This window comes from Lactobacillus sp. UMNPBX17, assembly GCF_002553735.1.
In the GTDB taxonomy this organism is placed as follows: Bacteria; Bacillota; Bacilli; order Lactobacillales; family Lactobacillaceae; genus Lactobacillus; species Lactobacillus gallinarum.
Window position 1 is genome coordinate 1 of record NZ_PCYT01000008.1, and the last position, 20,582, is coordinate 20,582.

At 34.2% G+C, this 20,582-nt stretch carries 17 protein-coding genes; 11 read left to right on the top strand and 6 right to left on the bottom strand.

What is annotated here, in order from left to right:
- Nucleotides 1-125: 125 nt before the first annotated feature.
- From CP368_RS02395 to CP368_RS02420, 6 genes are read left to right on the top strand one after another with little or no spacing between them, the layout of a single operon-like run.
- Nucleotides 126-491 (top strand): GntR family transcriptional regulator, encoded by a 366-nt coding sequence (locus CP368_RS02395; protein WP_025005650.1) that lies wholly within the window; start codon nucleotides 126-128, stop codon nucleotides 489-491.
- A 1-nt stretch (nucleotide 492) separates the two neighbouring features.
- Nucleotides 493-1,200, top strand: a complete 708-nt coding sequence (locus CP368_RS02400) for an ATP-binding cassette domain-containing protein (protein WP_098043994.1) — start codon at nucleotides 493-495, stop codon at nucleotides 1,198-1,200.
- Nucleotides 1,200-2,045, top strand: coding sequence for a hypothetical protein (locus CP368_RS02405; protein WP_025005652.1), 846 nt, complete (start codon nucleotides 1,200-1,202; stop codon nucleotides 2,043-2,045). Before CP368_RS02400 ends, CP368_RS02405 begins: the two co-directional genes overlap by 1 nt.
- Nucleotides 2,046-2,055: 10 nt before the next feature.
- Entirely contained in the window at nucleotides 2,056-2,883 is an 828-nt protein-coding gene (locus tag CP368_RS02410) for an ABC transporter permease (RefSeq protein WP_087176067.1), read from the top strand.
- A 13-nt stretch (nucleotides 2,884-2,896) separates the two neighbouring features.
- On the top strand, nucleotides 2,897-3,709 hold the full coding sequence (locus CP368_RS02415) for a hypothetical protein (protein WP_233185788.1): 813 nt from the start codon (nucleotides 2,897-2,899) through the stop codon (nucleotides 3,707-3,709).
- A gap of 59 nt (nucleotides 3,710-3,768) precedes the next feature.
- Nucleotides 3,769-5,094 carry a replication-associated recombination protein A gene (locus CP368_RS02420; protein WP_098045725.1) on the top strand — a complete coding sequence of 442 codons (1,326 nt, stop codon included), beginning with the start codon at nucleotides 3,769-3,771 and terminating at the stop codon, nucleotides 5,092-5,094.
- A 48-nt stretch (nucleotides 5,095-5,142) separates the two neighbouring features.
- Here CP368_RS02420 and CP368_RS02425 read toward each other — a convergent pair whose 3' ends face one another.
- On the bottom strand, nucleotides 5,143-5,334 hold the full coding sequence (locus tag CP368_RS02425) for an LBP_cg2779 family protein (RefSeq protein ID WP_003627439.1): 192 nt from the start codon (nucleotides 5,332-5,334) through the stop codon (nucleotides 5,143-5,145).
- A gap of 62 nt (nucleotides 5,335-5,396) precedes the next feature.
- Nucleotides 5,397-5,966: a signal peptidase I gene (lepB, locus tag CP368_RS02430; protein ID WP_025005655.1), complete on the bottom strand. Its 570-nt coding sequence runs from the start codon at nucleotides 5,964-5,966 to the stop codon at nucleotides 5,397-5,399.
- An 85-nt stretch (nucleotides 5,967-6,051) separates the two neighbouring features.
- Here lepB and CP368_RS02435 point away from each other — a divergent pair, with 85 nt between their 5' ends.
- Genes CP368_RS02435 through CP368_RS02445 form a run of 3 tightly spaced genes read left to right on the top strand, consistent with a single transcriptional unit; the run spans nucleotide 6,052 to nucleotide 9,134 of the window.
- The gene (locus CP368_RS02435) at nucleotides 6,052-6,804 is read left to right on the top strand and encodes an SAM-dependent methyltransferase (RefSeq protein ID WP_098045726.1); all 753 of its coding nucleotides are present in this window, start codon (nucleotides 6,052-6,054) and stop codon (nucleotides 6,802-6,804) included.
- Nucleotides 6,794-7,771 (top strand): hypothetical protein, encoded by a 978-nt coding sequence (locus CP368_RS02440; RefSeq protein WP_098045727.1) that lies wholly within the window; start codon nucleotides 6,794-6,796, stop codon nucleotides 7,769-7,771. The genes CP368_RS02435 and CP368_RS02440 overlap by 11 nt, the downstream gene beginning before the upstream one ends.
- Nucleotides 7,752-9,134: an RsmB/NOP family class I SAM-dependent RNA methyltransferase gene (locus tag CP368_RS02445; RefSeq protein ID WP_098043968.1), complete on the top strand. Its 1,383-nt coding sequence runs from the start codon at nucleotides 7,752-7,754 to the stop codon at nucleotides 9,132-9,134. Before CP368_RS02440 ends, CP368_RS02445 begins: the two co-directional genes overlap by 20 nt.
- Nucleotides 9,135-9,368: 234 nt before the next feature.
- Here CP368_RS02445 and fni read toward each other — a convergent pair whose 3' ends face one another.
- The 4 genes from fni to mvk are packed head-to-tail and all read right to left on the bottom strand — an operon-like array spanning nucleotide 9,369 to nucleotide 13,395.
- Entirely contained in the window at nucleotides 9,369-10,385 is a 1,017-nt protein-coding gene (gene fni, locus CP368_RS02450; protein WP_098045728.1) for a type 2 isopentenyl-diphosphate Delta-isomerase, read from the bottom strand.
- Between the two features lie 13 nt (nucleotides 10,386-10,398).
- On the bottom strand, nucleotides 10,399-11,481 hold the full coding sequence (locus tag CP368_RS02455) for a phosphomevalonate kinase (protein ID WP_098045729.1): 1,083 nt from the start codon (nucleotides 11,479-11,481) through the stop codon (nucleotides 10,399-10,401).
- Between the two features lie 43 nt (nucleotides 11,482-11,524).
- Complete coding sequence (gene mvaD, locus CP368_RS02460) at nucleotides 11,525-12,487, bottom strand: diphosphomevalonate decarboxylase (RefSeq protein ID WP_025005660.1); 963 nt, start codon at nucleotides 12,485-12,487, stop codon at nucleotides 11,525-11,527.
- Nucleotides 12,487-13,395, bottom strand: a complete 909-nt coding sequence (gene mvk, locus CP368_RS02465) for a mevalonate kinase (RefSeq protein ID WP_098045730.1) — start codon at nucleotides 13,393-13,395, stop codon at nucleotides 12,487-12,489. Before mvk ends, mvaD begins: the two co-directional genes overlap by 1 nt.
- Before the next feature lie 81 nt (nucleotides 13,396-13,476).
- Here mvk and CP368_RS02470 point away from each other — a divergent pair, with 81 nt between their 5' ends.
- Nucleotides 13,477-16,959, top strand: coding sequence for a PD-(D/E)XK nuclease family protein (locus tag CP368_RS02470; RefSeq protein ID WP_098045731.1), 3,483 nt, complete (start codon nucleotides 13,477-13,479; stop codon nucleotides 16,957-16,959).
- 2 nt (nucleotides 16,960-16,961) lie between these two features.
- Nucleotides 16,962-20,576 carry a helicase-exonuclease AddAB subunit AddA gene (addA, locus tag CP368_RS02475; protein ID WP_098045732.1) on the top strand — a complete coding sequence of 1,205 codons (3,615 nt, stop codon included), beginning with the start codon at nucleotides 16,962-16,964 and terminating at the stop codon, nucleotides 20,574-20,576.
- Nucleotides 20,577-20,582: the final 6 nt, after the last annotated feature.

The following is a 20,582-nucleotide window of genomic DNA, read 5'->3' on the forward strand; positions in this document are numbered from 1 at the left end:
GTGTAAGCTTTTTTTATTATTTTTCTAAATTGTGAAACAAATTTAATACTTGCATAAAGGCAAAAAGATAGTTATATTATTAGTGTAATAGATATGTAATACAGCTAAAAACAGAAGGTGAGTAAATGGAATTTAAAGATAATATTCCCATTTATCTTCAAATTGAACAATATTTATATCGTCAAATTGCTTTGGGAAAGATGAAAGCAGGAGAGAAAATCCCATCTGTAAGAAAGTTAGCACTTGAATTGACAGTTAACGTTAATACAGTTCAACGTGCTTTGCAACAGATGAACGATCAGGGCATTCTTTACACTAAGAGAGGCGAAGGTAATTTTGTTACTGAAGATATAGAATTATTAGCCAAAACTAAGCAAACATTGATTGATAATCAATTAGATGAGTTTGTTCAGAATATGGCTAAGTTAGGTGTTGAAAGAGATAGTTTAGTGACAGTTTTGGAAAAGTATTTAAAGGAAAGTGAGGAGTAAAATGTCAGATTTATTACAGGTCAAAGATTTATCTTATAAAAAGAATCAGAAGATGATTTTAAAAGATGTAAATTTAAATCTATCTTCAGGTAAAATCGTTGCTTTATTAGGTGAAAATGGTGCTGGTAAGACGACTCTGATGCGAATTATTGCCGGCGTCGCAAAGAATTATCGCGGTGAAGTCAATCTTGAAGGTTCAACTAAAGAAGCCGAGAGAAAGGCTAAATTGTCCTTTACTGATGGCTTAACTGGTTTCAGTGACTCCACTAAGATTAAGGACGTGGTTAAGTTTTATGCCATCATTTTTCAAGATTTTGATGAAAATGAATTTACTGAATTACGTAAGTTCATGAAGCTTGATCCAGAAATGAAACTCAGTCAATTATCACGTGGTATGAGAGAAAAGTTGATTATTGCATTGACCTTTGCACGCAAAGCTGATTTGTACTTACTTGATGAACCTTTTGGTGGAATTGATGCGATGGCACGTAAGAAGATCATCAACTCTATTATTCTTTGGAAAGAAGAAAAGGCCACAATTTTAATTTCAGATCACTTTGTCAACGAAATTTCATCATTGCTTGATGAAGTAGTTGTTGTAAAAGATCATACAGTTCTAGAACATAAATCAGCTGATGATATCCGTCAAAATCATAAGAGCATTGAACAATACTATGAAAGTTTTTATGCAGATGAGGATGATGAATAATGACTAGTTTCAATACTTTGTTCAACAGGATGTTTCAAGAAAAAAGTAGGGCAGTTTATCTAATTTATTTGATTCAAGCATTTTCAAGTTTGTGCTTTTCGCTTTGGATGATTTTTTCCATGAGAGGCGAACCCAATGTCATGATGATTAATGGTCATCGTGAGGTAACTAACCATTTGATTGCTTACTTATTGATCTTTGGTGTCATGATGTTTATCACATCATTTTTTGCAAACTTTGTCTACTGGATTATTTCATCCGTTAAGAATGAAAAGATTAACCGTAGTCAAACTTGGCGACTGATTCCTATTAATGATACTGAATTTTTGCTAAGTAATTTTGGGACTGCTTTTATTTCTTATCTGTGGTTAATCATCTTGGAAGGAATTACCGTAGCAGTTACTTGTTTACCTGTCTTAACGGTGAATGAAGTTAGAAAGAATTTGTCTGGTTTCTTTGAGGAAAGTCACCGCTTAGCTGTACAAGACTGGTGGAGTCTGCTTGGAGCTTTAGTTTTAGTAATATTACTCGGTTATGCTTGGTATGCCATTGTTAGCCTTATTAACTTAAGCAGCCGCAGTATTATGGACTTTTTGCCTAACGGTTCTAGCAAATTTATTATGTTTATCGTTAGAGTAGTAATTATTATTGCGATTATTTGGTTATTAAGTAAAGCAACTACAGTTGTTTTTGGTGCAATTAGTAATTTTATTCCATTCTTAGCTGATGGTAATAATGATTTGCAAATGAGTGGTACATTAGTAGCATTTTTACTCTTTGATGTGGTAGTAACCTTGATTGATATTTTGCTCTTGAACAAATTTGTCGAAGCAAAGCAAAATTAAGGAGGTACTTATGACTAGTTTTTCAGCCTTATTTAGGCAAATGTTTGTCCAGAAACGACGCTATGCTCATCTAGTATTATTGGTACAAACCTTTGCAGTGATTTTTATTTTTTTAATGGATCTGATCACTAGCAACAATTTTGCTAAAGGCTATTTGGTGTTTGGTCAAGGTTCACATCCTAGGTTTTGGGATGTTATTTTGGCCTTAGGAATAATGACTACTGCTATTGGTGATGTTGTTTTTCTTGGCTTACTTTGCTGGCAAAATGAAAAGATTAATTTGAGTCAGACTTGGCAGTTGATACCAGTATCAAGTATTAAGCTTTGGTGGATCAATATTTTTACCAGTTTGGTTGAATGCGCATATATCTTTGTCATTCAAGTTGTGCTGGGGATCATTGTCTTTGTAATTGATTGCCTTAGCTATGGCTATAATATAGTCAAAATTTTCAATCAAACCTCCGGCTTCAATTCATGGTCTGATTATGCAGGCTTTTTTGAATTGATCTTTTGGCTAATTGGATTGGTTTTAATCATCTTTTGTTTTGTTAGTTTTGCCAATTTTTTGACCAGAACTATTACAGATCAATTACTTGGTAAGAACTCAACTGTGATCAAGATTTTTGTTATGGCAATCTTGGTAATCGTAGGTGTCACCATTGCCTTTAGAATTAATGATCAAATAACTACGATGTATATCAATCATATGATGAAAAATCGAGCATACAGTGGTGATACATTCCCAATGATTACTATTGAATACTTTGTTGGTTCACTAATTTTAGGGATAGTTAACTCTTACTTAGTACAAAAATTCGTTGAACCCAAGATAAGATAGGAAAGTGAGAAACTTGACTAGTTTTTGGAATTTATTTAAACAGATGTGGTCACAAAAACAGCGTTATATTTATTTGCTGTTTGTAGTTAACATTTTTACAGTCATTTTTATGACCGTATTGAGAATAACCATGCCCAGTAACTTTTCAGTTAATTCAGGTTTAACAGGATACTGGGAAGATACTTACATGTGGCTGACCATCTATTTTGACATTGCCTTTTGTGCAGCGACCTGCTGGCAAAATGAAAAGATTAACTTGAGTCAGAGCTGGCATTTAGTAGCTGCTGATGAAAGAAAGACTTATCTAGCCAATGTGTCTACAAGCATGGTTGCCTGTGCTTTGTTCTTTTTCTTGCAACAAATTATTAATGGGATCTTGTTGCTGCCAGGTTACGGATTAAACAGTTTTATTCAAGTCTATCGAGATTTTCAGCTTTGGCCAGCACACTATGATTTAATGAGAGATGTTTTATTACATTGGCTCTTTATCATTATGATCATTTTACTTATTTATCTTTTTGTTAGTTTTGCTAACTTTGCTTCAAGGATGATCACAGATTTTCTTCCATTTAAAAGCACGTTGTGGATTAGATTACTAGTAATCGCAATCTTAGTAGTTGTTGCTGTGTATTCAGGTTTAATTATTTTCTCTCATTTAGAAACTTTGATCGATATTAAGCGCATGTCGCCTCACGCTAATATAATTTGGCAGTATGATCCAATGTGGTTGGACACATTGATTTTATTTATTGTTAATCTTATATTTGACAGTATTGATCTCTGGTTTGTTCATAGCTTTGTGGAACCTAAAATCGCAAATTATTAAAAAAGCAGTCATCATTAAGATGGCTGTTTTTCTTGTTATAATGATTTTGAGGTAAAGTTATGAAAGAAGAATCATTATTTTCTTTAGCAAATCAAAATAAAAATACGCCATTGGCAGACCGCGTGCGTCCACAATCCTTAGCAGATTTCGTTGGTCAAGATGATTTAATCGGTCCAGATAAGATCTTGCGTGAATTAATTGAGAAGGATGAGGTGCCCTCATTAATTCTATGTGGACCACCTGGCACAGGCAAGACAACTCTTGCTGAAATCATCGCTAAACGCACGAAGGCGCATTTTATCACCTTTAGTGCGGTTACTTCTTCAATCAAAGATATTCGGAAAATTATGGAAGAGGCAGAGCAAAATCGCCAATTTGGTGAGAGGACAATTGTCTTTATTGATGAAATTCACCGTTTTAATAAAGCTCAACAGGATGCTTTTTTGCCGTTTGTGGAGCAGGGGAGTATCACATTGATTGGTGCTACAACTGAAAATCCTTCTTTTGAAGTAAATTCGGCGCTTTTAAGTAGAGCGAAGGTATTCGTGTTGCACTCTTTGACTACCGATAATATCATTCAACTTTTAAAACAAGCGTTAAAGAATCCAAATGCTTTTCCTGAATTTAATATAAAAATCTCAGATGAGGCTTTACGTAAGATTGCAATCTTTGGTAATGGGGATGCACGTAGCAGTCTAAATACTCTTGAAATTGCCGTTTTGAATGGTAAAAAATCTGGTAAGACCGTTGTAGTTGATGATGATATTTTAAGTCAGTTAATTGATACTAAATCTTTACGTTATGACAAACATGGTGAAGAGCACTATAATTTAATTTCAGCTTTGCATAAATCAATGCGTAACAGTGATGTTGATGCAGCTGTTTACTGGATTAACCGTATGATTGAGGGCGGAGAGGATCCTTTATATATTGCTAGAAGACTAGTTCGTTTTGCTAGTGAAGATGTGGGTTTAGCAGATACCAATAGTTTAAATGTCGCAATTAATACTTTTCAAGCATGTAAATACATCGGTTTGCCAGAATGTGGAGTTCATTTAACAGAATGTGTGATTTACTTGGCCTCTACACCAAAATCTAATTCAGTTTATGTAGCACAAAAAAAGGCAAAGAAATTAATTAAGAAGACAGGGAATCTCCCAGTTCCATTGCAGATTAGGAATGCACCAACTAAGTTGATGAAGGATTTGCATTATGGTGAAGATTATCAATATGCTCAAGACAGTCCGGATAAATTGACCAATATGAAAACTATGCCGCCAGAGATAGAAGACGAGGTATTCTATCATCCTAGTGATCAGGGAAATGAGATTCGATTTAAGAAGAGGCTAGCTCAAATTAAGGCTTGGCATGAAAAACACGGATAAAAAAGGCTTCACTCAAATTAAGAGTGAAGCCTTTTTTATGATTACTAATTAAGCATTAGCAGACATATAGTCATAAAGTTGATTAATTTCTTCGTTGGTGAATTCCCCATCACCAGTTTTCATTGCATGCACCTTTTCAACAGATAGGTGACTAGCAAAAGCTAAATCAGTATCATTAACATGGTGTTTAACTTGAAAATCAATAATTGCGTTCGATAATTCTTCTTGTTGCTCATTCATAATAATCTCTCCTTACACTTTAATTTTAATCAAATTATATACAAAATAAAACTTTTAAATAATTAAAATGTTTTCCACTGAGTAAATGGCCAGTAGCGGAAGACAACTTTCCCAATAAGTGCACTCCGTTTAACAAAGCCAAAGTAACGAGAATCTTTAGAAACATCTCTATGATCACCCATGACGAAGTAGTGATTCTTAGGTACTTTTTCTTTTAATGTAAAATTGTTAGTATATAGTTCTCCTAAACGATGAGCTTGCTTTTCATACTTGTTATTCAAATATGGTTCAGCGATTTGCTTACCGTTAATGTAAAGCTTATCATTTTTTGAAGTAACCATATCGCCAGGTGTGCCAATTACACGCTTGATATATAAAGCGCCTTTTTGATCAGGAGCTTTTAAAATCACAATATCATTGCGCTTAGGCGTAAAATGACGAACGGCAATTAAACGATCACCATTTTCAAATGTTGGCTGCATTGAGGGGCCAGAAACTGTTTCATTTGAAAGGAAAAAGCTAAATACAAAATAGTAAATCCCCATCAAAATCGCAAACATAATGATTATATCGAGAACAAAATGACCTATGCTTTCTTCGTCTTCATTTTTCTTCTTAGTTTTTTCTCCCATAAACAATCTCCTTTTATTTGCTATTTTTATTATAACTGATTTCTATGACTTTGAATGGTAAAATCATTAGGTAAGGTAGGAAGATATGACGAATTATTTGCACAAATTAACCATGTTAGATGATGAAATTAATCATCCTCTGATACATGGTCAAGTAGAAGAAATAAAACAAATTGATCATTACGTTGGTAATGGTAAGCCGTTAAAAGCCGCACCAGATAAATTGGGATTATTACCAGATCAATTTGAAGATGTTTTAAAAGAAATCGGAAATAATCAAAAAAGAAAATTAACCGATATTAATAACTTATTTAATAATTTTCGGCAATACTTATCTTTGAAATATGGCATTTGGTCAATAGCCAATTTGAAAACGGCAGCTTTGATAAAAGATAAGATGCAGATTGATACTGCTTTGGAAATTATGGCTGGCAATGCTTATTGGTCAAGTACACTAGCAAATGTTGGAATTCAAACAATAAGTACGGATTCCTTAGAATGGGCTAAGACTTCATCAACAGGTGCGAAGCCATTTCATCCAGTTATTAATTTAGAAGCAGCGCAAGCAATAAAAAAGTATTCCGATGTGGATTTGATTCTTTGCTCTTGGTCACCCAATTTCGGTCAAAGTGATCTTGCGGCAATTGATGCATGGCAAAAATATAGTAATGCAAAGCATTTTATCTTCATTGGTGAAGAAGATGGGGCAACTAATTCGCCAGAATTCTGGCAACGTAATTGGTTTAAACGTACAGCAGCTTTGAATGAAATTAATAGTTCATTTCAAAGTTTTGATTTTATTGATGAACGGATATTTGAGATAGATAATGAATTTTAAAAGAATTTTTTTACTTTTAGTACCGTTAATTATGTTTTTGGGAATAGGCACCATGATTTCTAATATTCAATCTGATTATGCAGATGAAGTATTAGAAGCCCATGGGCTGACTAACAATACACGCTATTTTAGAACAGATAGCGATGAAAGCATTAGTTCTTTTTTACGTTACCTAAATAAGAACTATAAAAATCATCAGATTCAATTACACTTCGATAGTAATTATGAAAAAAAGCAAGTCTTAGTCTGGAGTAATCATGTGGTAAAAAGTTTGCCGACAGAAACAGGACGCTATTTTTCTCCAGATGATTTTGAAGGGAAAGTCTCATTTGCTGTATTAGGTCCTACCGCTAAGATCAATGTTTTAGAAGCACAAAATAATAAATATGTTGTTTTAGGACGAAATTATTATTCTGTAATTGGCACGTTTAAAAATTATCCTCAAGTTGAAATGGATAAATATTATCTGAGCACAGGAGTAAATCAGCCTACAGCACGAGATCAGTTAAGAAATTATAGGATAGTGATTGATAGTACTCCGTATGTAATTAGTAAGATAGCTAAACATTATCACGCTAAGCTTCATATTCCTCCATTTGTACAGGAACATCACCGTGACCGCTTGTCAGTATTGCCTAATATTTTAATGTTAGTAACTTACATGATACTAGGTGTGGTAACTAATATAGTACTTGCAATTTTAATGATGCGACAAGCTAAATTAACCCACCTTCATGGCGATTTATTCCGCAATTGGGTAATTAATCGTAGTGCTCGTACTTTAATGGTAGAAGGCGTTTGTGGACTTTTAGCATATATCTTTTTAAGATGGCATGCATTTTATTCAGTGGCTAGTGTGTTGAGCATAGTTTTACTTATGGCATGGCTAATGAATGTAGTGGCATTTTGTATCACGTTATATCACTTAATAAGAAAGGATAAAAAAGTTGTTAAAGCTACCCGTTGAATTTAAAGAAAAATACGAAAAATTATTAGGCGATAAAGAAGCGACAGCACTTTTTACGGCAATGAATGAAGAAAGCAAAAAAGCTTTTAGAATTAATACGTTAAAGAATCCGATCAAATTATCTTATGACTTAAATAAACCAATTCCTGATCTTAGGGATGCATATTATGGCGAAATAAGCGGTGAAGATCCTGAATGGGTAAGTGGATACGTTTATTCGCAAGATCCTGCTGCGATGTTTCCTGCTGCGTTGAGCGGTGTTAAGCCTGGAGACAGGGTATTAGATCTTTGTGCTGCTCCTGGTGGGAAAACAACTGAATTAGGAGAGCAGCTAGAAAACGAAGGACTGTTAGTTGCTAATGAAATCTCAGGTACTAGAGCTAAAGCCTTGAGAGAAAATATTGAGCGTTGGGGAATAAGCAATGCACTGATTACTAATGAAAGTCCAGAAGCATTATCACCAGTTTTTCCAGGATTTTTTGACGTAATTTTAGTTGATGCTCCATGTAGTGGGGAAGGGATGTTTAGAAAGAATCCTGAAGCAATTGATTATTGGTCTCAAGATTATGTTTTGACATGTCAAAGAAGACAAAAAGATATCTTGAACGAAGCAGTTAAGATGCTCAAGCCAAATGGACGCTTGATCTATTCGACTTGTACGTTTGCTCCAGAAGAAGATGAACAAATTGTTAGCTGGTTAGTTAATGAACACGATTTTAGTATTTTAGATACTGGAATCAAAGATGAAAGAATAAGTCTAGGTCATCCTGAGTGGAGTGATAATAATCCAGAATTAACCAAAACGCTTAGATTTTGGCCACAAGATGGAGTCGGTGAAGGTCAGTTTGCTGCTGTATTGCAGAAAAATGGTGGCAATGTAGAAGTTGTAACCAAAAAGAGTAAAAAGAAAAAGCAAAAAAAGAATCCATTGCGTTTGACTAAGAACGAGCAAGAACTAGTTGCAGAGGTGATTAATCAATTTAATTTGCCTACTAGTTTGAGTGATTGGTCTAAAAAAACAATGGTTAGAAATGATCATGTCTTTATTCCTGCGATTGTTTTACCTGAAAGGACTAAGCTGCACATTGTTAATAATGGTGTCGAATTAGGAATTCTAAAGAAAAAGAGATTCGAACCGGGTCATCAACTTGCAGAAGTATTAGGTCAATTGGAGCAGACATGTGTAGTTGATTTGGCAACCTTGGATGATTACCAAAAGTACTTACATGGAGAAACGATTAAGGTCCAAAGTGATTTGCGTGGTTTTGTGCTGGTTAGTTATAGTCAAATGATTTTTAGTTTTGGCAAAATTACTGGTAATGGAATTTTGAAAAATTTCTATCCTAAAGGACTTAGAAAATAATCGCGGCAGTTGCGGCTATAAAAGAAATTTTTCGACTGTTTCTCAATCTTCGGCTTGGACCGTAAGAAAAAGAACTAAATAAATATTAAAAGGATTAAGCGTTAGATCCGGGGATCAGGAATGCTTAATCCTTTTTCTTTCTACAATAAAAATAAAAGTAAGAAAGATATAGAGGCCAAAATAATAAAAATTATGTAAAATAAAAGCACTAGATTGTCTAGTGCTTTTTTGATATTAAATTAATTGATCTATTTGGTTCTTTAGTTGTAGATCATAGTATTTTTTTATTTGGGGTAGGGATGTCAAATCGTTTTTACCATAAATCGCAATTAAAGCAGCTAATTCATCTTTCCAATCGCTGATTAAGGTTTGAAGTCCCTCAAAACCATTCTTGTTGAATTCTTGCAAGAATACATTAGAAATACCAACAAATTGTCCACCTAAAGCTAGCCCTTTTAAAATATCTAGCGGGTTACATACACCACCTGAAACAATAAAATTAACGTTTTCTTTTTGTGCCATTAAGGCTGAAACAACAGTAGGTAATCCGATGTCTTCTAGATAAGAAACATCCCGTGAATTACGTGCATTTTCAATTTGAGCGAAATTTGTTCCCCCAGCACCTGCAATGTCAAAGTACTTAATGCCATTTTCTTTAAGCAGGTGAATGCTGTTTTGATCAAGACCAAATCCTACTTCCTTAATAATCACGGGGATGGAAATTTGATCGAGGATATTCTTGATTTTATTGAGCCAAATAAAGTCACGATCACCTTCTGGCATTGCAATTTCTTGGACTGTATTAAGGTGAATCTGTAATGCATCAGCTTGCAATTCATTTATTGTTTGTTTAATCGCACTAATGGGAGTTTCTGGATTAACATTGACAATTAAAACGCCATTTGGATCTTCATTGCGAGCAACATAAAAACTTTCTAATTGATCCTTTTCCTTAGCTAAAATGCTAGCAGAACCAAGAGCTAGAGCAATCTTTTCTTGATGTGCGATCTTTCCCAGAGCCTGATTAATTATTAAGGATTGCTTTGATCCACCTGTCATTGCATTGATAAAAAAAGGAGCAGAAACGCTTTTATTAAACATTTCTGTTGCCAAAACAGATTGATCAACCTTACTTTCTGGTAGAGCAGGGCGTAACAGATGCATTTGATCAAAACTATTATATTTTTCTTCATTAAAAAACATCTGAGCTAATTTCAGATGTTCTTCTTTTCTTTCAGATCTAATTGACATATTGATTCTCCAATTAGTGAGCAAGGCTAATTTGGTGAACTCTAAAGTTCAAAGGTAAAATCCCATTGCGGCGCCATTCACTCTCTAATGCATCAACATCAGTGTCAGCACCAGTAATTACAATACCGCAGTCACCATTACCAGCACCAGAAGTTTTAGCGGCACCACCAAAGTCTTCAGCAATTTTGATTAATTGAGTCAAACGTGGAATTTCAATGGCAATTTGGTTAATTTTAGCAAAATGTTGTAATAAATGACGATTAGCACGAATTTGCTTCTTTATTAATGGAATATCATTTGCCTCAAAGCCGGCAATCATCTTTAATACGCATTCTCTAGAAGCAGCTAAGAAGTTTTTGTATTCCATATTTAAAGCTGCCTTATTAGCGTTGGTTTCATCAACTAAACGAGAAGTTGATGCTGGCTTTTGACTCCAACCAATCATTAATTTCATATCGTGAGGTGGGGTTAGCAACTCAATCTTAAGTCCTGGCCAAGCTTCATTTATGACTTCTGATAAGGTTTTATTAGCTAATTCATATTGTAGCCATTTTTTATCGAAAGTTTGGTAGGCTAGCCAACCACCATAAACACTAGCTGCAATGTCACCAGCAGAACCATTACCTTGGACAGAATAATGGGAAATGGCAGATAATTTATATACTAGTTCATTGCTCATTTTGACACCATAGAAGTGTAAAATAGCTTTAACCGTAGCTACAGTGACAGCGGCACTTGAACCTAAACCATACTTTTTACCATCAGCAGAATCTAGATCTGAATTAACATGCAGATCGTAGACTTTCATCTTAATGTTTTGTTCAATACAATATTGTTCTGTGTAAGAAATTGCAGATAAAATGTATTCAAATGGGTTATCACGATTATCGATTACCATCTTAGAACCTTGACGGATCCAGTGAATAGAATCTTGTGAATATTGTTTAGAGTGGATTAAGCCCGTAGAAGTCTTGCTTTTAGTAATTGAAACACGTACAAATTGATTTACGGCAACTAAAACAGCAGGACAGTTTTGTTCTAAAACGGCGTATTCTCCAGCGATATATAATTTTCCGGGTGCTTTTTCTGTTATCAAAAGAATTAAATCCTCGAATCTAATTAACTTTCTATTACAACGATTAATCCAAGTAGGTAATACCAGGACCAAAATTTGCAATCACTATATTAACATTATTAAATACTGACTTAAAGCGTTCAACAATTTCTTTGCTATTTCTTAACCGGCAAAGAACTTTAATGTTTGGACCAGCATCTATAGTATAGTAGCATTCAATTCCTTCCTTGCGAAGATCTTCAGCTAATTTAATGGCGCGAATTGTATCTGGTTCAAAGTACGTAAATTCAGGTTGAGCGGTTAAATTGATGGCATGCATTTCATTAGCATTTAATTCTGCTAGTTCACCTAATGCGGTAAAGTCATTATTTTTAATGGCCGTAATCATTTGCTTTAGTTCACTTTCATTGCGTTCAAGCCAAGGCTTAAAGAAAGGAGAAGATTGTGCTTCTTTCATGCCGCTAGTAGAAGAAATCTTCTTTTGCTTAGTGTTTAATTCTACAGCCAAAAGGTGTAGATCCATTTGAGGATGTTCATCTAAAGCATATGCATAAGAACTTTCGTCGGAATCTCCCTTTTGCCAAACCGAGAACCCACCAAAAATAGAGCGACATGCGGAACCAGAACCGATTCGTGCTAAACGTGACAACTCTTTTTTGTCAACTTGGATATTATAGCATTGGCAAAAAGCAGCTGCCAATGCGGCGAAGGCTGAACTAGAAGAGGCGAGTCCAGCAGAGGTTGGAACATGATTAACAGATTTAACGATTAAGTTGTCATGAAAACCAAATTTATTTTGAAGTTTGGCCAAATATGAAAAAACTCGTTGGCTTTGTTTAGAATCTTGCTTTTTTCCATTTAAATAAAAAGCAGGATCATCGTTTGTTTTTTCGATTGTAGTATCGGTATAAAAAGCATCTAGCGTCATTGAGAGACTAGACATTAAGGGAAGTCTTAATTCCGCATTTGCTTTACCCCAATATTTAATTAAAGCGATATTTGTATGAGCACGTACTATTTTTGACATTAAATTTTCTCCACCCAGTAGTTACTAATTAGATCTTGACATTTATCCGCAATGTTTTTGGCGATTTCTTGGCTCTCGCATAGAGCAATAGTAATTCCGCCTAAGCCACCACCAGATAATTTGAAGCCAAGGGCACCATTATCTAGAGCAATTTTTTGTAATTGATCAATTTTGGTAGTTGAAATATTAAAAGAATGCAAAATCGTTTGTGCTTCATTAAAAATATTACCTACAGTTTTGATATCATGATCAATCCAGGCTTTTTTTGTCAGATCAGCTAATTCGCCTAAGCGTTTCATATTAACATTTGCCTCTTTTGATTCACTTAAAAGTTGACTTACTTGAGTAACAGCCTTCTTAGTATTGCCTAATTCTCCAGTGTCCATAATTAAAAGTGTAGCACCTAATTCAACTTGTAAAACTTTGGGTCCCATTTTTTTGTTAAAAAATACTAAGTAGTTGGAATTAACTGTGGCGGCATCAAGACCAGAAGCCTTGCCGTGATTAATCATTTCTGCCTGATTGGTAACTGCCATAATTTCAGATTCAGATAAATTTAAAGAAAAGAATTCGTTTAAAGCCTTTGTAGTACCTAGAGCAACTGTAGCGCTGGAGCCAAATCCTCGTTCCATAGGGATTTCTCCAGTATATGTGATCTTTAATGGCTCATCGTTGTTTGCCTTTTTTTGCATAGCTTTGACAACATACTTCAGACCATCATATTCACTCGGAGCATCATAAAAAGAGCCATGGTAGCGTGCGGTATCCATCCACATTTTAGAATTGTTTTCGACAGTAGTTTTAATATGCAAAGCTTTGATAGGCATCGCTAAAGCATCATAGCCGTAAACAACAGAATGTTCACCAATAATAATTACTTTCCCATGAGCTAAAAAACTAGTTTTCATTTTTTAATCATCCTTAAAATAGATTTAATAAAAGATATCAACCTTGCTATGATAAAATAATAAACAAGGAAGTGCGAACAAATGATCAAAATTTTAACAGGACGACAAACTGACCCATTACAAGAAAAAATTCTGGCCTCAGCAATTGAAAATTATCAAAAGCACCCAGAAAACAAAACTTTTATCATCGTTCCTAATCATATTAAGTTTACCACAGAAGTTAGAGCGATTAATAAACTTGCATCTAAGAAAAAGCAAACGGAGACAGCAGTCAAAAATCTGTACGTGTTATCGTTCTCGCGTTTAGCGTGGTTTTTCTTAAAAGATGCTGAACAGGGATTGCCTACACAATTAGATGATGCTGCTAGTGCGATGTTGCTAACCCATATTATTGAGGAAAAGCAAGACGAGCTGATTATCTTTGAACAGAGTAATTCAGGGATGGTACGTCAACTTTATAATACGATTTTACAAGTGTATGACGGCAATTTGGATTTGGATAACATAGATGAAACTAATTTAGATCAAGAAACTAAAAGTAAAATTCATGATTTACGGATTATTTATAATGCTTTTATTGAGGAAATAGCGGGCAAATTTTCAACTAAAAACGAAGTACAAGTACAGTTGAATGAAATTTTAGCTAAAAATTCTGATTTAAAACATGCTAGTTTTTATTTCTGTGATTTCTCTCATTTTTCTCTGCAGGAAATGTTAACTATTCAAATCTTAATGAGAAAAGCTAAAGATGTAACACTGGCTTTTAAAACGAGACTAGGAAACATCAATCCTAAAACCGAAGAAGGAGATTATGATTACGTCATTCAACAAACTATCCAGCGATTAGTTTCGTTTTTGCAAGAGAGAGATATGGATTATGTAGCAAATGAATTTCCGATTGCTGCTGAGCCTACTTCACGTGAAATCCTAAACAGCCTTTGGACAGAAACGATTCCTAAAGTTGATGAATTAAATCAAGTACAACTTGTTAAAGCTGATTCTCGGTATGCGGAAGCATATTTTGTTGCGCGAACAATTTATCAACAAGTGGCTCTGAATAATTATCGCTATCGTGATTTTCTAATTTTGGCACCAGATTTGAAAGAATATGAGACATATTTAACGCCAATTTTGCGGCAAAATAATATTCCTTTCTTTAATGATTTGCAGCAGGAAATGAAATATCACCCTCTAGTTGTATTGATTGAAAATCTGTTCAATTTACGTGACTTAAAGGATAGTCCATTTCAGACGCAGAGTATGCTTGCCATATTAAAGACGCATTTGCTCATCCCATCTTGGTATAAAGAAGAAGCTGAGTATATTCATGATGTAGATGAATTAGAAAATTTTGTTTTAGCTCACGGAATTAATCATAATTTGTGGAAAAAACATTTTGCAGATTTTGTAAGTGCAGAAGTTATCAGATTAGACAAAATTGATGAAGAAGTGGTCAAAATTGATCGATTACGTGGTTATTTGGTAGATAAAGTTACAAATTTGTTTACTAAATTAGAGCAAGAAAAGGATAGTCAAAAAGCTCTAACCATATTCTTTGATTTTTTGACTAAGAACGGAATTGCTGAGCGTTTAGAACAATGGCGCGATGATGCGAATGAATCTGGTGATTTGCAACAAGCACAGCAACCTGAACAATTATGGGACTTGCTGATTCAATTATTGAAAGATTATCTGGCAATTAACCCAGAGCAATTTGATTTAGATGAATTTTTTAATATGATGATTAGCGCATTCAAGGAAGCTGCTTTCTCGCAAATCCCTTCAACTCTTGATGCTGTCAACTTATCAGAAATGGGAATGGTTCAAGCCAGTGGGTATAAGCAAGTCTTTATTATTGGTGCGACAAGCGGAAATTTACCTGCAATTGAAAAAAAGCCAGGTTTTTTGACGACAGAAAATTTAAATCAATTGCAAAGTAGTTTTGAATCTGATGCATATTTGGAAGATAATCAGCGACTAAATAATTTAGATCAAAATTATCAGTTTGGCTTGTCTTTAGCCTTAGCGCAGGACAGAGTGTATATTTCTTATCCTGTGTTAAATGCATCAAATGAGAAATTAGATCCGTCAATTTATTATCAGCGTCTACAAAATTATGGTGCGCCTGAATTTAGTCAACATGATCTACCAGAAAAGATGCAGGATCTTTTATCTTTCATAACTAATCCTGATGCGAGCCTAGGTTACTTAGCCTATATGAATTCTAATGCTTCATCTGATGCAATAAATGAACTTCTAAGAATTACACAGAAATATTTACCACAAAAAGTAAAAGTTGTGCTTGACGCAAGCGACTTTGATAATCAGCCTGAAGATATCGGAGAAGATTTAGCAGCGGAACTATATGGTAAGAATTTGTATTCATCAGTTTCACAGTTGGAGACTTTTTATGAAAATTCTTATGAGTATTTCTTGACCTACGGGTTAAAATTACGGCGCCGCTTTGAAAATGAATTTGATGTTATTCAAGCCGGAAATTATTTCCATGAGACATTTGATCGGTTAGTTAAGCGATTGAATGAACAGCATCTTGATTTGGCCGATTTAAGTAGTGTAGAGCTTGAGCAGCAACTTAATCAGGTTAGAGATGTTATCAAGGATGAAAGTAAATATGCTCAATTGATGAATGACCCGTTTAACCAGTATTTATTCCACTGTTTAGATCATACGACTTCCAAGGTAGCTCGAAATTGGCGTAAATCACTAACTGAAACACCGCTGCGAGCCAAATATTCTGAATTAAGTTTTGGTTTAGATCAAAAAATTAAAGGTATCAGTTTAGATATTCCGGATTTAGCTGGTAATCATCAAGTTAATTTACGCGGGAAAATAGACCGAGTAGATTTAGCTAATTTTGCTAATAAAGATCAAGTTTTAGCGCAAGTGATCGATTACAAATCTTCTGCTAAAAAATTTGATTTAGGGATGTTTTATAACGGTATCGCCCTTCAGATGGTTTCTTACTTGGATGTTTTAACTAATAATAATCATTTCTTTGCGGAAGAGGACAAGCTTTCGCTATTAGGTGCTTTTTATCAAACAGTTACTAGACAGCTAGAAAGGCTAAATAGTAATAAGTTAATTGATAGCAGCTTAAACTTACGTGAAAATGCAATGGATAGTAAGCCTAAGTTGATGTATACGGGCCTAATTAGTAATAATCCGGAAATTTTGTTAGAAGCTGAGCCATTATTAGATGGTAAGCCTAGTCAAGCTTCTCAACTTTATACAGGAGTAGGAACCAAGGCAAAAGGCGGCTTTAAATTGCCAGCAGATCGTAACTTTAGCGAAGAAGAAATTCAGTTGCTATTGGAATATGATGAATATCTTATTAAAGAAGCTTCTAGACAGATTTTATCTGGTCAAATTGAATTAAATCCATATCGTTATGGCAGGAGCAAAAATGCTCTAACATATTCAGACTTTAAAGATATTTTCTTCTTTGACGCCATGCTTAGACATAATCAATATCACGAGATTAGCAACATGAGTAAGAAAGATTTGTTAGCTAAAATTAAGGAAAAACTAGGAAAGAAGGATTAGTTTTGCCACAATTTACAAAAGAACAAGAAAAAGCAATTAATGATCAAGGGCATGATATTTTAGTTTCCGCATCTGCCGGTAGTGGTAAAACTACTGTTTTAGTTGAGCGTGTTTTAAAAGAAATTTTAGCAGGTACGCGAGTAGATGAATTATTAGTTGTGACTTTTACCAAAGCCGCAGCCGAAGAAATGAAGATCAGAATTAAAGCCGCTTTAACTAAAGAATTAGCCAAACCTGGAGTTAATCATAGATATTTGCGTGAGCAGTTAAATCAGGTAGATACCGCTAATATTTCAACTATTGATGCATTTTGTTTGGATGTAATTCATCGCTTTTATTATTCAATTGAGTTAGATCCTAGTTTTACGATCTTAACTGATGATACGCAAGCTGCCTTGTTGAAAGAACGTGCTTTGCGTGAGATCGAAGGGGAAATGTTAACTAATAAGGATCAAGCTTTTAGACATTTCTATGATAATTTCGCTGGTGATCGGGATGCAGATAGTCCTCGTGATTTGCTATTAGATTTATACAATTTTGCTATGGCAAAACCAGAATATCGCGCTTGGCTTAAACAATTGCCACAGATTTATGATATTGAAGACAGCGTTGTGGAATCAAAGATTTGGCAAAAACAAATTAAGCCGTATATTGTGGCTAAATTCTCGGAATTACAGGACAAGATAGCATCTTATTTATCACAAGCTGTGATGGAAACTAAGGAATTGGCTAAGGTAAAAGAGTCATTCACGCTGTTTGCACAGAATATAGATAATTTTGTCCAAGCGGTTAAAGAAGATGCTGATTATGATAAGCAGAGGGAGTTATTAAGAAGCTGCGTATTTACAGTTAGTTTTCGTAAATCGAAAAAATGGGATGAAGACCTGGTAGAGTTTTATGAAGAAATCCAAGCTTTAAAAGATGAATCGAAGAGTCAGGTATTCGATACCTTTACTTCATTTTTTGCGGTAGCTGAAAAAGAGCAGATCAAGATTATGCAAGATGGGCAAAAGATTGTCAGTGCTATTTCAGCTGCTGAAATTAAATTAATTGAACGCTTTAATCAATTAAAACGTAATGAAAATTTGCTTGATTATAGTGATATGGAGCAATTAGCTTATCAAATCTTAAGTCAAGATACGTCTAGTTCCCAAATGGCGCGCGATTTTTATCAAAATAAGTTTAAGGAAATTCTGATTGATGAATATCAGGATATTAATGCTCTGCAGGAAAGAATTATTCAGCAAATTAAAAATGAGGAAAAGAACACTCTTTTCATGGTGGGGGATGTAAAACAGTCAATTTATGGATTTAGACAAGCTGAACCAAGTCTGTTTTTACAAAAATATCATCAATTTGCCCAAGAACAGAATGAACATGAAGAACGGATTTTGTTGTCAGATAATTTTAGATCAACCGAGCCAGTAACAGAAACAGTTAACCTAGTGTTTAAGAGCATTTTAAGTACTGATTTTGGTGGGATTGATTATCAAAAAGAAGGGCAGCTAGTTTTTGGGGCGAAATATTATCCCAAATCACTGCCTCAAGCAAGTGAAGTGATTATTCATGAAAAGAAAAATGGCACTAATAAAGATGAAAGTGAGATAGACTTTTCTGAAATTCAAATGGTACTTGCTCGGATTAAGCAGTTAGAAGAAGAACACGTTCAGGTTTTTGACAGTAATACTGGTAAAATGCGAGATATGCAATATAGTGATATTGCTATTTTAACTAGAAGTCGTAGTGATAATCTGGAAATTATGCAAGAATTTGCTAAGCAAGATATTCCATTATTTGTTACTGATGCAGAAAACTATTTTCAAACTTTTGAATTAACTGTCATGATGAATTATTTAAAAATAATTGATAATCCTGACCAGGATATTCCATTAGTAACAGTATTACGTTCTCCACTGTTCAATTTTGATGAAAAAGAGCTAGCCAGAATTAGAATTAAGAGTAAAAATAGCAACTTTTATAGTGCACTTACTTCATATGTAGGTACTAACGATGAGTTAAGTAAAAAGTGTAAAAACTTTTTAAATCAGTTAGCAGAATTGCGTAGTTTTGCCACGACCCATAGAATATCGGAATTAATTTGGAGCATATATGAGCGTACTAATTTATTAGAGATAATGACGGCATTGCCTAATGGTGAGCAGCGGCGAGTTAACTTAGAAGCACTATATGAAAGAGCTTCTTCATATGAAAGTGCAGGCTTTAAAGGACTATATCAATTTATTAACTTCATTGATCGAATGAGACGTAGTCAAAAAGATTTAGCACAGCCACTTTTAACTAAAGAAGCTGGTAATGCTGTTAGATTAATGACGATTCATGGTTCTAAGGGATTAGAGTTTCCAATCGTTTTCTATGTAGGGATGCAGCACCATTATCAGATGCGCGATTTAAATGGTAATTATATTATTAACTCTGATAGTATGGGGATTACCTTAAGAGAAAAGCATTATCGTGTAGACTCACTAGTTAAGGCAATGGGGAACATTATTAAAAAACAGCAATTGCTTGAAGAAGAAGCACGTATTCTTTATGTGGCTTTAACTAGAGCAAAGCAAAAATTGATTTTGGTAGGTGATGTTCCTAGCTTTAACAAAAAGGTAAAAGAATGGTCGACGGAATTGAATCACGCTGGTCAACTGCCATTAATTAATAAATTATCAGCTACTAGTCCTTTAAGTTTTATCGGACCTTCATTAAGATTTGATCGACATGTGGCTATTAAATTGAGTGATGTTACTAAGTCAATCGATCAAAGTCAAAAGATCTTGTTTATTGATTATCAGGATGAAGATATTAAATTTACTGAAAAAGAAGAAACTGATAATAAGCAGCAGGAAAATACAAGTAAGCTTAATTTGCTAACGCAGACAGTCAACCAGCTTTATCAATTTGATTATCCTTTCAAAGATGCAAGTGAAACTACGGCTTATCAAGCGGTTTCTGAAATCAAAAAAGCATTTAATGATCCAATAGATGCTGAATTAGAGAATTCACATTTATTAACTTCTACTAATCGTTATTTGCAACCAATTGATACCAAGCCTAATTTTTTGTATCAAACAAAATTTACAGGAGCAGAAATCGGTACGGCTACTCACTTAATCCTGCAGTATTATGATTACACGAATGATAGTGCAGATAATTTAGATCAAGAGATAGAAACGTTGATTGAACAAAAGAAATTGAATCCAGATATTGTTTCGAGCTTAAAGAAGGACCAAATTGACTGGTTTGTTCATAGTGATTTTGCCAAAGCTTTTTGGAAAGAGCCAGATAATTTAAAGCGAGAAGTTGATTTTTCTAGTTTGCTTTCAGCTAGAACTTTATTTAAGGATTTTAGTGATCCAGATGCTGAAATTTTGGTTCATGGTACAATTGATGGTTATTTTGTAGCAAAGAATGGTATCATTTTGTTTGATTACAAAACTGATCATGTGAATAAATCTAATATTGATAAATCAATTGAATTAATTAAAGAAAAATATACTGGTCAGCTTCGTTTGTATGAACAAGCGTTAAATGAATTTAGTGAAAAGAAAGTTATTGGCAAATATTTAATTCTGCTTGATGCAAAACAAGTAGTTGAGGTTAAGTAGTTAGAA

Bases quoted from the DNA above. Each gene is read 5' to 3' on its own strand.
- CP368_RS02410 (WP_087176067.1), top strand. From the start codon at position 2,056: ATGACTAGTTTTTCAGCCTTATTTAGGCAAATGTTTGTCCAGAAACGA.
- CP368_RS02405 (WP_025005652.1), top strand. From the start codon at position 1,200: ATGACTAGTTTCAATACTTTGTTCAACAGGATGTTTCAAGAAAAAAGT.
- CP368_RS02400 (WP_098043994.1), top strand. From the start codon at position 493: ATGTCAGATTTATTACAGGTCAAAGATTTATCTTATAAAAAGAATCAG.
- CP368_RS02470 (WP_098045731.1), top strand. From the start codon at position 13,477: ATGATCAAAATTTTAACAGGACGACAAACTGACCCATTACAAGAAAAA.
- lepB (WP_025005655.1), bottom strand. From the start codon at position 5,966: ATGGGAGAAAAAACTAAGAAGAAAAATGAAGACGAAGAAAGCATAGGT.
- CP368_RS02435 (WP_098045726.1), top strand. From the start codon at position 6,052: ATGACGAATTATTTGCACAAATTAACCATGTTAGATGATGAAATTAAT.
- fni (WP_098045728.1), bottom strand. From the start codon at position 10,385: ATGTCAATTAGATCTGAAAGAAAAGAAGAACATCTGAAATTAGCTCAG.
- CP368_RS02420 (WP_098045725.1), top strand. From the start codon at position 3,769: ATGAAAGAAGAATCATTATTTTCTTTAGCAAATCAAAATAAAAATACG.
- CP368_RS02440 (WP_098045727.1), top strand. From the start codon at position 6,794: ATGAATTTTAAAAGAATTTTTTTACTTTTAGTACCGTTAATTATGTTT.
- mvk (WP_098045730.1), bottom strand. From the start codon at position 13,395: ATGAAAACTAGTTTTTTAGCTCATGGGAAAGTAATTATTATTGGTGAA.
- mvaD (WP_025005660.1), bottom strand. From the start codon at position 12,487: ATGTCAAAAATAGTACGTGCTCATACAAATATCGCTTTAATTAAATAT.
- CP368_RS02395 (WP_025005650.1), top strand. From the start codon at position 126: ATGGAATTTAAAGATAATATTCCCATTTATCTTCAAATTGAACAATAT.
- CP368_RS02425 (WP_003627439.1), bottom strand. From the start codon at position 5,334: ATGAATGAGCAACAAGAAGAATTATCGAACGCAATTATTGATTTTCAA.